General features: G+C 61.8%; 10 protein-coding genes. 3 read left to right on the top strand and 7 right to left on the bottom strand.

The genetic code is table 11. From position 1 onward, the window contains the following. Positions 1-35: 35 nt before the first annotated feature. The 3 genes from polA to E5W87_RS36190 are packed head-to-tail and all read left to right on the top strand — an operon-like array spanning position 36 to position 3631. Positions 36-3002: a DNA polymerase I gene (gene polA / locus E5W87_RS29555; protein ID WP_292405657.1), complete on the top strand. Its 2967-nt coding sequence runs from the start codon at positions 36-38 to the stop codon at positions 3000-3002. Positions 3003-3047: 45 nt separating this feature from the next. Beyond that, on the top strand, positions 3048-3356 hold the full coding sequence (locus tag E5W87_RS29550) for a hypothetical protein (protein WP_292405654.1): 309 nt from the start codon (positions 3048-3050) through the stop codon (positions 3354-3356). Further along, complete coding sequence (locus tag E5W87_RS36190) at positions 3353-3631, top strand: type II toxin-antitoxin system RelE/ParE family toxin (protein ID WP_292483446.1); 279 nt, start codon at positions 3353-3355, stop codon at positions 3629-3631. Before E5W87_RS29550 ends, E5W87_RS36190 begins: the two co-directional genes overlap by 4 nt. A 52-nt stretch (positions 3632-3683) precedes the next feature. On the opposite strand, the gene E5W87_RS29545 is transcribed toward E5W87_RS36190, so the two are convergent. From E5W87_RS29545 to E5W87_RS29515, 7 genes are all read right to left on the bottom strand, one after another. Beyond that, complete coding sequence (locus E5W87_RS29545) at positions 3684-4088, bottom strand: Fur family transcriptional regulator (RefSeq protein WP_292405651.1); 405 nt, start codon at positions 4086-4088, stop codon at positions 3684-3686. A 238-nt stretch (positions 4089-4326) separates the two neighbouring features. Continuing rightward, a complete protein-coding gene (mgrA, locus tag E5W87_RS29540; RefSeq protein WP_292405648.1) occupies positions 4327-5373 on the bottom strand; it encodes an L-glyceraldehyde 3-phosphate reductase in 1047 nt (348 codons plus the stop codon). Positions 5374-5522: 149 nt separating this feature from the next. Next, a complete protein-coding gene (locus E5W87_RS29535) occupies positions 5523-6686 on the bottom strand; it encodes a Gfo/Idh/MocA family oxidoreductase (RefSeq protein WP_292405645.1) in 1164 nt (387 codons plus the stop codon). 12 nt (positions 6687-6698) lie between these two features. Next, positions 6699-7445, bottom strand: coding sequence for a sugar phosphate isomerase/epimerase (locus E5W87_RS29530; RefSeq protein ID WP_292405641.1), 747 nt, complete (start codon positions 7443-7445; stop codon positions 6699-6701). Between the two features lie 68 nt (positions 7446-7513). Next, a complete protein-coding gene (locus E5W87_RS29525) occupies positions 7514-8623 on the bottom strand; it encodes an ABC transporter ATP-binding protein (protein WP_292405637.1) in 1110 nt (369 codons plus the stop codon). An 11-nt stretch (positions 8624-8634) separates the two neighbouring features. Continuing rightward, a complete protein-coding gene (locus E5W87_RS29520) occupies positions 8635-9570 on the bottom strand; it encodes a carbohydrate ABC transporter permease (RefSeq protein WP_292405634.1) in 936 nt (311 codons plus the stop codon). Beyond that, entirely contained in the window at positions 9563-10456 is an 894-nt protein-coding gene (locus E5W87_RS29515) for a carbohydrate ABC transporter permease (protein ID WP_292405631.1), read from the bottom strand. The genes E5W87_RS29520 and E5W87_RS29515 overlap by 8 nt, the downstream gene beginning before the upstream one ends. Positions 10457-10558 lie beyond the last annotated feature (102 nt).

The raw sequence follows: 10558 nt of genomic DNA, 5'->3' as shown, positions 1-10558 counted from the left end.
GACCACGACGCCGCGCCGCGCTATCCCTTCGTCCCATGAAAAAAGGCGATCATCTCTTCCTTGTCGACGGCTCCGGCTACATCTTCCGTGCCTATCACGCGCTACCACCACTGACCCGCAAATCCGACGGCCTGCCGACCAGTGCCGTGCTCGGCTTCTGCAACATGGTGTGGAAGCTGACGCAGGACGCCCGCAACACCGATGTCGGCGTGGTGCCGACGCATTTCGCCGTCATCTTCGACTATTCGTCGAAAACCTTCCGCAACGATCTCTACCCCGAATACAAGGCCAACCGCTCCGCGCCGCCGGAAGATTTGATCCCGCAGTTCGGCCTCATCCGCCAGGCGACCAGGGCCTTCAACCTGCCCTGCATCGAGATGGAGGGCTTCGAGGCCGACGACCTGATCGCCACCTATTGCCGGCTTGCCTGCGAAGCCGGCGCCGACACCACCATCATCTCCTCCGACAAGGACCTGATGCAGCTGGTCGGCGCAACGGTCGGCATGTACGACCCGATGAAGGACCGTCAGATCGGCGTTCCCGAAGTCGTCGAGAAATGGGGCGTGCCGCCCGAAAAGATGATCGACCTGCAGGCGCTGACCGGCGATTCGGTCGACAATGTGCCGGGCGTGCCCGGCATCGGGCCGAAGACGGCGGCACAATTGCTCGAACAGTTCGGCGACCTCGACGGGCTGCTGGCGCGCGCCGGCGAGATCAAGCAGGACAAGCGTCGCGAATCGATCATCGCCAATGCAGACAAGGCGCGCATCTCGCGTGAACTGGTGACGCTGAAGAACGACGTGCCGGGGATCGGCGGGCTTGACGATTTCGTGTTGCATCCGCCCGACGGACCAAAGCTGATCGGCTTCCTCAAGACGATGGAATTCTCCTCGCTGACCCGCCGCGTGGCGGAAGCCACCGGAACGGAAGCGGCTGATGTCAAGGCCGTTCCCGTCATTATCGAGCGCGCCGACACCGCGCATGGTCCCGATGTCGGGTTTGGAGTGCCGGCAGCCGCCGAAAGCGCGGCAGGCGCAGTGACAGACGAAGCCGGGGAAGCGGTGCCGGCCACCGTCAAGGTGGAACCCAAGGAAGGCGACACCCCTTCGCTTCTGTCGGCGCTTCGCTTCGAGGACGCCACCGCCAGCAAGATCGACACCAGCGCCTACGTAACCATCCGCGACACAGCAGCGCTGAAGGCATGGGTGGCCGAGGCGATGGAGACCGGCATCGTCGCATTCGATACCGAGACCACGTCAGCCGACCCGATGCAGGCCGAGCTGATCGGCCTCTCCATGGCCACCGCGCCCGGGCGCGCCGCCTATGTGCCGCTCGCCCACAAAAGCGGCAACGGCGATCTGCTCGGCGGCGGAGCGGTCGAAAACCAGATCCCGATCCGCGAGGCGCTCGGCATTCTGAAGCCGTTGCTGGAGGACAGATCGGTTCTCAAGATCGTTCAGGAGCTGAAATACGACCTCGTCGTCATGAGCCGCCACGGCATCGATGTCGCCCCCTTCGACGACACCATGCTGATTTCCTACGTGCTCGACGCAGGCACGTCCGGGGGCCACAGCATGGCGGCTCTGTCGGAAAAGTGGCTCGGCCACTCGACCATTGCCCTCAAGGAACTGGCCGGCTCGGGAAGAAGCTTCGTCGGCTTCGACCAGGTCGATATCGTCAAGGCAACGGCCTATGCGGCGGAGCACGCCGATGTGACGCTCAGGCTCTGGCGGGTGCTGAAGCCGCGGCTTGCCGCCAAAGGCCTCGTCTCGGTCTACGAGCGGCTGGAACGGCCGCTGGTGCCGGTGCTGGCAAGGATGGAGCAGCGCGGCATCTCCGTCGACCGGCAGATCCTGTCGCGGCTCTCCGGCGAACTGGCACAGGGCGCCGCGCGGCTGGAGGATGAAATCTACCAGCTCGTCGGCGAGCGCATCAATATCGGCTCGCCAAAACAGCTCGGCGACATCTTGTTCGGCAGGATGGGGCTGCCCGGCGGCTCCAAGACCAAGACCGGCCAGTGGTCGACCTCGGCGCAGCTCCTGGAAGACCTCGCCGCCGAAGGCCACGAGCTGCCGCGCAAGATCGTCGACTGGCGCCAGCTGACCAAATTGAAATCGACCTATACCGACGCGCTGCCCGGTTTCGTCCATCCCGATACGAAGCGCGTCCACACCTCATATGCCCTTGCCGCGACGACGACAGGACGGCTGTCGTCCTCCGATCCCAACTTGCAGAACATTCCGGTACGCACGGTCGAGGGTCGGAAGATCAGGACGGCCTTCATCGCCGACAAGGGCAACAAGCTGGTTTCCGCCGACTACAGCCAGATCGAGCTGCGCGTGCTCGCCCATGTCGCCGAGATCCCGCAGCTCAAGCAGGCGTTTGCCGACGGCGCCGACATCCACGCCATCACCGCGTCGGAGATGTTCAACGTGCCGGTCGAGGGCATGCCCGCGGAGATACGCCGCCGCGCCAAGGCGATCAATTTTGGCATCATCTACGGCATTTCCGCCTTTGGTCTGGCCAACCAGCTGTCGATCCCGCGCGAAGAGGCCGGCGCCTATATCAAGAAATATTTCGAACGCTTCCCGGGCATCCGCGACTATATCGACGCAACCAAGGCCTATGCCCGCGAGCACGGCTTCGTCGAAACGATCTTCGGCCGCCGCATCCACTATCCGGAGATACGCTCTTCCAATCCTTCGGTCCGCGCCTTCAACGAGCGCGCCTCGATCAACGCCCGCCTGCAGGGCACCGCCGCCGACATCATCCGTCGCGCCATGATCCGCATGGACGATGCGCTGGAAAAGGCGAAGCTGTCGGCCCGCATGCTGCTGCAAGTGCATGACGAGCTGGTCTTCGAGACGGTGGAAGCGGAGGTCGAGGCGACGATCCCCGTCGTGCGCCACGTGATGGAGAACGCCGCGATGCCGGCGGTCTCGATGTCAGTGCCGCTGCACGTCGACGCCCGCGCCGCCAACAATTGGGAAGAGGCGCATTAGTTCGGGGACGCTATCGACTTCCCGTTTAGGAAGGCAATATCCGGTGTGGCTCACTTCCTCCTGCCGTTGAGCCATATTTCGGTTCAAGGTTCACGAGAAGCAGCGGTGTGCTATACTGTCCTCATGATCACCAAGACACTTGAGAACCTGGTAAAGCACGCGGAAGCTTGGCCTCGCGAAGACCAAGAGGAGCTCGCCGACTATGCCCGCGTCATTGAAGCGCGCCGAACCGGTCTATATGCCACGTCGGAAACAGAGCGCCGCGCCGTAACAGCAGGACTCGCAGAGGCCGATCACGGCACCTTCGTAGATGAGGATACGGTTCGAGCTGCCGACATTCGCCACAGGCTATGAAGGTCCGATTCACGCGGCAAGCCTTTGCCGAACGCGAAGCAATTTTCAACTACCTCGAAGAGCGGTCGCCTCAGGGTGCCTATTCAGTCATTTCCCGGATCCAAGCTGGGATTTCGCGACTTGCCGAATTTCCAGAAAGTGGTCACGCGACCGATATCCCTGACGTTCGCGTTCTCTTCATAGGTCACTATCCCTACAAAGTTTTCTACCGCGCCCGTGCCGATGCAATCGAGATCCTGCACATCCGGCATACCTCAAGAAGGCCCGTTTCCTAGGTGCCATCATTGGCACCCAGCGAGGCTTCGAAGACCGGTCCGCTTCCTTGATTTAAGCCGCCTCGGCCCGGCATTTCGCACAGGTCCCGCGGAACTCGATCACCGCCTTCTTGGCGGCAAAGCCGGTCGAGCGCACCCATTCGTCGAGCCGGTGTCCGACATCATGATCGGAAAATTCGGTCACCTGCCCGCATGTGTCGCAGATGGCAAAAGCGGTCATCGAATGGCTGTGGTCGTGCGGCTCGGCGCAGGCGACAAAGGAATTGAGGCTTTCGAGCCTGTGCACGAAACCAGACTTCACCAGCGTGTCGAGCGCGCGATAGACCTGCAGCGGTGCGCGAAAGCCCCGATCGCGAAGCTGGTCGAGCAATGTATAGGCGCTGAGCGGCCCGCTGGCGGCCTCGAGTTTCTCGAGCACGCACAACTGGTTCTTCGTCAGCACATCCCTTGCCGCCATGATTCTGTATCCAACCCGTCGCGCCGCTCGCACGTCATTTCCGCATGCAAGCGGCTTCAGTCTCCAGATAGCGACGAACGGGCGTTTTTGCTACTGTTTCTGTGCTGGCACCGCCCAAAAACCGGCCGACTCCGGGCAGGCCAAACTCCGGCATTGGCGGGCCGAGTAAATAAAAACCGCGGGAGCAGTTCCCGCCGTACCTGTTCGGCTATGCGTTGCCAATCACTTCCGTAGTGAATCACTTGCGTGGCGGGCCCTTGCGCTCGGCGGAGGCGGCCCACAGATTGATATCGGCTTCGCGGGCGTAGGTGTCGATTTCGGCGAGGTCGGCATCGCTGAAGTCCAGCGCCTTCAGCGCGCCGACGCAATCTTCGACCTGTTCCGGCCGGCTGGCGCCGATCAGCGCCGAGGTCACCCGGCCCTTGCGCAGCACCCAGGCCAGCGCCATCTGCGCCAGCGTCTGGCCGCGGCGGCCGGCGATGGCGTTCAGCGCCTTGATGTTGGCGATGGTCTTGTCGTTGATGAAGGCCGGCCTCAGCGACTTGCCTTGGCTGGCGCGGCTGCCCTCAGGGATGCCACCGAGATATTTGTCGGTCAGCATACCTTGCGCCAGCGGCGTGAACACGATCGAGCCGACGCCGAGCCCCTCCAGCGTGTCGAGCAAACCATCGTCCTCGACCCAGCGGTTGAGCATCGAATAGCTCGGCTGATGGATGACGCAAGGCGTCCCCAGTTGCTTCAATATGTCGGCCGCTTCGCGCGTGCGCTGCGAATTGTAGGAGGAGATGCCGGCATAAAGCGCCTTGCCCGAGCGCACCGCGTGATCGAGCGCGCCCATCGTTTCTTCAAGCGGAGTATCAGGATCGAAGCGGTGCGAATAGAAGATGTCGACGTAGTCGAGCCCCATCCGCTTCAGGCTCTGGTCGAGGCTGGCCAGCACATATTTGCGTCCGCCCCACTCGCCGTAGGGCCCGGCCCACATTTCATAGCCGGCCTTGGTCGAGATGATTAGCTCGTCGCGATAGGAGGAGAAATCTGTCCGCAGGATTTCGCCAAAAGCGGTTTCCGCCGAACCGGGCGGCGGGCCGTAATTATTGGCGAGGTCGAAATGCGTGATGCCGAGATCGAAAGCCTTGCGCGTGATCGCCTGCTTGGTCCGGTGCGGCGTGTCGTCACCGAAATTGTGCCAGAGCCCGAGCGAGATCGCCGGCAATTTCAGGCCGGATCGCCCGCAGCGATTGTAGATCATTTTCTCGTAGCGGTTTTCGGCGGGCACATAGGGCATGGGAGATCCTCAAATCAAAAGCGAGCCCGGCAATTGCCACCGCGAAAAGGGTGAGTCGGCTCTGCCCCTCACCCTTAGCCTCTCCCCGTTTCTATGGGGAGAGGGGTCGACGTTAAACGGCAAGTGTCGCAATCGCTGAAGCGCTTACCCTATTTCTTCTTCGCTAAGAGCCCTTTCTTCTTCGCCAAAAGCGCTTCCGCATCCTTGACGCCCAGTGCCGCAGGCCGTTCGCAGGTGGTCTGCATGGCAACGAACTTTCCGCTCGCGCCCGACCGCAACATGCCGGTCATCACATCGACGGCATGCAGCGCCAGTTCCATCGAGCACCGATGCGGCCGGCCTTCCGCAATCGCCAGTGCCATGTCGGCGAGACCGGCGGTGCGGTAGTTGGCCATCATGCCGTGCGAATGCATCTGGTTGGGCACGCCGAACGGATGCTTCCATTTCGGCAGCTTCTTGACCGGTTTGGCGGCGTCGGTGACGCGAACTTCGCCGCCGAAGAAATTCGGATCCGGCAAGAACACCGTGCCCAACTCGCCGTAGAGCTCCATCGGCGCATGGCCATGGCTCCACACGTCCCAGCTGGTATTGAGCGTCACCACGGCGCCATTCTCGAACTCCATCACGCCGTGGATCGTCGTCGGCGTTGCGACCAGGATTTTTTCGCCGGCGCGCGGCTTCGAACTGATGGTGCGCTCTGTCTTCGGGATCGAAGCGAAGGCTGCCACCTGCTTTACCGGCCCGATCAGCTGGATCAAATTGGTGATGTAATAGGGTCCGATATCGAGCACCGGGCCAGCGCCAGGCTGGAAGAAGAAGTCCGGATTGGGGTGCCAATGCTCCATCCCATGGCTCATCACATGGCATGTGCCGCTGGTGATCTTGCCGAGCTTTCCAGTATCGATCAGGTTGCGGACAAGCTGGTGCGCGCCACCGAGGAAAGTGTCGGGCGCCGAGCCGATGCGCAGTCCCTCTCTCTCGGCCAGCTTCTTCAGGTCGAGCCCTTCCTTGACCGACAGCACGAACGGCTTTTCGGAATAGACGTGCTTGCCGGCATCGAGGATCTGTTTCGACACCTCGTAGTGCACCGCCGGAACGGTGAGGTTGACGATGATGTCGATATCGTCAGCCTTGAGCAGCCCTTCGACTGTCTCAGCGCGCAGCTTGAACTCCTTCGCCCGCGCCTTGGCCGCATCCATGTTGATATCCGCGCAGGCGCGCATCTCGATGCCGCGAAACAGCGGCGCAAACGAGAAATACGCCTTCGAAATGTTGCCGCAACCGATGACGCCGATCCCAAGTTTTTTTGCCATGCTGGTTTGCTCCTAATAGGTCTTGGCGGCTGCGATCGAGCGGCGGGCGAAGCGCGCGATGTCGTTGGGGTTGTCCTGTTCCATGACGTAGTATTTGGCAGCGCTCTTGGCGCGCAGCGCCTTGATCAGACCGGCCCAGTCGATCGTGCCGTGGCCGACATCCGACCAGCCGTCCTCATCGAGCCCCTCGCCAGGCTTGGCAATGTCCTTGACATGGATGGCGGCGATGCGTTTGCCATACTTTTCGATCCAGGGCAGCGGATCGTTGCCGCCGCGCACCACCCAGGCCACGTCCATCTCCCAGCCGATGTCGGGCGCTGCCGTCAGGATATGGTCCTGCGGCACAGAGCCGTCGGCAAGCTTCTTGAACTCGAAATCGTGGTTGTGCCAGGCAAAGCCGTAGCCGGCTTTCTCAGCCGTCTCGCCGACCTTGGCCAGGCGCGCGCCGAAGCCGCGCCAGCCAGCCGTGTCGGTCGGCCTGCTCTCGGCGACCAGGTAGGGGCAGATGAGCAGCGTGATACCGAGCGCGTCGGCGATTTTGCGCACACCGTCGAAATCCTTCTCGAGCGCATCCATCGAGAAATGGCCGGTCGGCATGGTGAGCCCGTTCTTGTCGAGTTCGGCACGAAATGCCTTGGGGTCGTCATAGACGCCGCCGAACCCCTCGACTTGCGCGTAGCCGAGCTCGCCCAGCATCTGGAGCACCCCTTCCCAGGGTTGGAAATTGCGGGCGCTGTAAAGTTGGAATGACCAATTCATCGTCTCTGTCCGTTCTCTGGGGATGGATGTGTTTGAGGTGAAATTCTTGGGAGTGAGGCTTTGGGGCGTTACAGGCGGGCGCCGGTTGCGGCGTCGAACAGCGAAGCGCGCGTCGGATCAAAACCGATGCTCACGGTGTCGGCATTGTTTGGCGTGCGCTCAGATGTCACCCGCACTGTGAAATTCTGATTTCCGAGCTTCAGCCAGACCAGCGTGTCGGAACCCATTGGCTCGACGACCACGACATTTGACGTGGCTGTAAACGGCCATCCAGCGCCGCTGTTGAACGCGACATGCTCGGGCCGGATACCGAACACGGCCGCTCCCGGCACGGGCTCCTTTTCGAAAGCGTAGGTGGCAAGCGGGATCCGCACATCCTCGACGGCGAAATACCAGTTGCCCTCGTCCTTCTCTAGCCTGCCGTCGAGGAAATTCATCGCCGGCGAGCCGAGGAAGCCGGCGACGAAACGGTTGACCGGGCGATTATAGATCGTCTGCGGTGCGTCGAGCTGCTGGATCACGCCGCCCTTCATCACCGCGATGCGGTCGGCCAGTGTCATCGCCTCGATCTGGTCGTGGGTGACATAGATCATGGTGTTCTGCAGCTTGCTGTGCAGCAGTTTGATTTCGACACGCAGCTCCGCCCGCAGCTTGGCGTCGAGATTGGAAAGCGGCTCATCGAAGAGGAAGACGTCGACGTCGCGCACCAGCGCCCGCCCGATGGCTACACGCTGGCGCTGGCCGCCCGAAAGCGCCGACGGCTTGCGCTGCAACAGCGGCTCGATCTGCAGGATTTCGGCGGCCCGCGCGATCCGCTTGGCGATCTCGTCCTTGGCGATGCCAGCGACGCGCAGCCCGAAGGACAGGTTCTTCTCCACCGTCATCTGCGGATAGAGCGCATAGGACTGGAACACCATGCCGATGCCACGGTCCTTGGGCTCCTCCCAGGTGACGTTCTTGCCCTTGATGAAGATGCGGCCGTCGGAAACGTCAAGCAGGCCGGCGATGCAGTTGAGCAAGGTCGACTTGCCGCAGCCGGACGGACCGAGCAGCACGATGAACTCGCCCTCGGCGACATCGATGTTGAGCGTCTCCAGCACCGACACCGCGCCGAAATTCAGTGACAGGTCCTGAATCGAGACACTGGGATTCTGGATTGAACCACTGGGATTTTCCATTCTTGTCATCATCATCCTTTCACCGCGCCGGCGGCGATGCCACGCACGAAGAGCTTGCCGGAAACGAAGTAGACGACGAGCGGTACCAGGCCGGTCAGGATGGTGGCGGCCATGTTGACGTTGTATTCCTTCACGCCTTGCACCGAGTTGACGATGTTGTTGAGCTGCACCGTCATCGGATAGGTGTCGGGGCGGGTGTAGACGACACCGAACAGGAAGTCGTTCCAGATGCCGGTCACCTGCAGGATGATGGCGACGACGAAGATCGGCAGCGACATCGGCAGCATGATACGGAAATAGATGCCCCAGAAGCCGGCGCCGTCGACGCGCGCCGCCCGGAACAATTCCTCCGGCATGGAAGAAAAATAGTTGCGGAACAACAATGTCAGGATCGGCATGCCGAAAATGGAATGGACGATCACCAGGCCGCTTAGGCTGCCGTAGAGGCCCACTTCGCGCAGGATGATGACGATCGGATAGATCATCACCTGATAAGGGATGAAGGCGCCCACGATCAGGATCACGAAGAAGGTGTCGGCTCCCTTGAAGCGCCAGTTGGCAAGCGCGTATCCGTTCACGGAAGCGATCGCGATCGACAGGATGACCGACGGAACGGTGATGCGCACCGAATTCCAGAAGCCGCGCGAGAGCCCGTCGCAGTTGAGGCCGGTGCAGGCGCTGGACCAGGCCTTCACCCAAGGCTCAAAGGTGATCTCGAGCGGCGGTGAGAAGATGTTGCCGAGGCGGATCTCCGGCATGCCCTTGAGCGACGTCACCACCATCACATAGAGCGGCAGGAGATAGTACAGCGCCACCACGATGAGCGTGCCATAGAGGAAGATGTTGCGGCGCGAGAACACATGCCGCGGCTTCGGCCCCCGCGGCCCGGATGCCTCAAGCCCGATAGCGCCCGTACCGGCAGGCAGGGAAACGGCATGGTCAGACACGCTTCTTGCCTCCGAATTCGAGATAGGCCCAGGGCACGATGACCACCACCACCGACAGCAGCATCATCGTCGAGGCGGCGAAGCCCTGGCCGAGGTTCTGGGCGAAGAACATGTAGTCATAGACATATTTGGCCGGCACTTCGGAGGCGATGCCGGGACCGCCGCTGGTCTGGGCGACAACCAGGTCATAGACCTTGACGATACCGGCAGCGATGATGACCAGCGCGGTGATGAAGACCGGTCGCATCATCGGAATGATGATGAAGAGATAGGTCTTCAAGGTGGGTATCCCATCCACCCGCGCGGCCTTCCAGATATCCTCGTCGATCCCGCGCAGGCCCGCCAGCATCAGGCACATGATGAGCCCCGTGCCTTGCCAGAGCGCGGCGATCAATATGCCGTAGATGACGATGTCGGAATTGTAGAGCGGATCGAAGGTGAAGCTTTCCCAGCCGAGGCCGCGCACCACCCCCTGGATTCCGAACTCCGGGTTGAGCAGCCACTGCCAGACAAGACCGGTGACGATGAAGGAGAGCGCGAAGGGATAGAGGAAGATGGTGCGGAACGTATCCTCGAAACGGATCTTCTGGTCGAGCAGCGCCGCCAGCATGAAGCCGATGACGAGAGAGAACACCAGCGACAGCACGCCGTAGACCAGGAGGTTCTCAATCGAGACCAGCCAACGCGGCGTCGACCACAGCCGATAATACTGGTCGAGCCCGACGAAGTTCAGCCGTGGCAGGAGCTTCGAATTGGTGAAGGAATAGAGCACCGTCCACGCGCTGCCGCCGACGAAGATCACCAGTGCGGTGAGGACCATCGGAATAGAGGCAACCTTGGCGTTAAGGTTGCGGAAGAGTTGATTGGGACGTTCGCTCTTGCTCATCTGCACAGCCGGGCTGGATCGGGTAAGGGCGGGAGGGTCAAGACCTTGACCCGGAGCTCCCGGCCCCGCGGTCGCGGGCCGGGAGCGAGCGGTTCGTCGATC

Source organism: Mesorhizobium sp. (assembly GCF_004962925.1).
Lineage (GTDB): Bacteria > Pseudomonadota > Alphaproteobacteria > Rhizobiales > Rhizobiaceae > Mesorhizobium.
The sequence above is the reverse complement of the archived record's forward strand: the minus strand, read 5'-3'. Positions and strand labels throughout refer to the sequence as shown.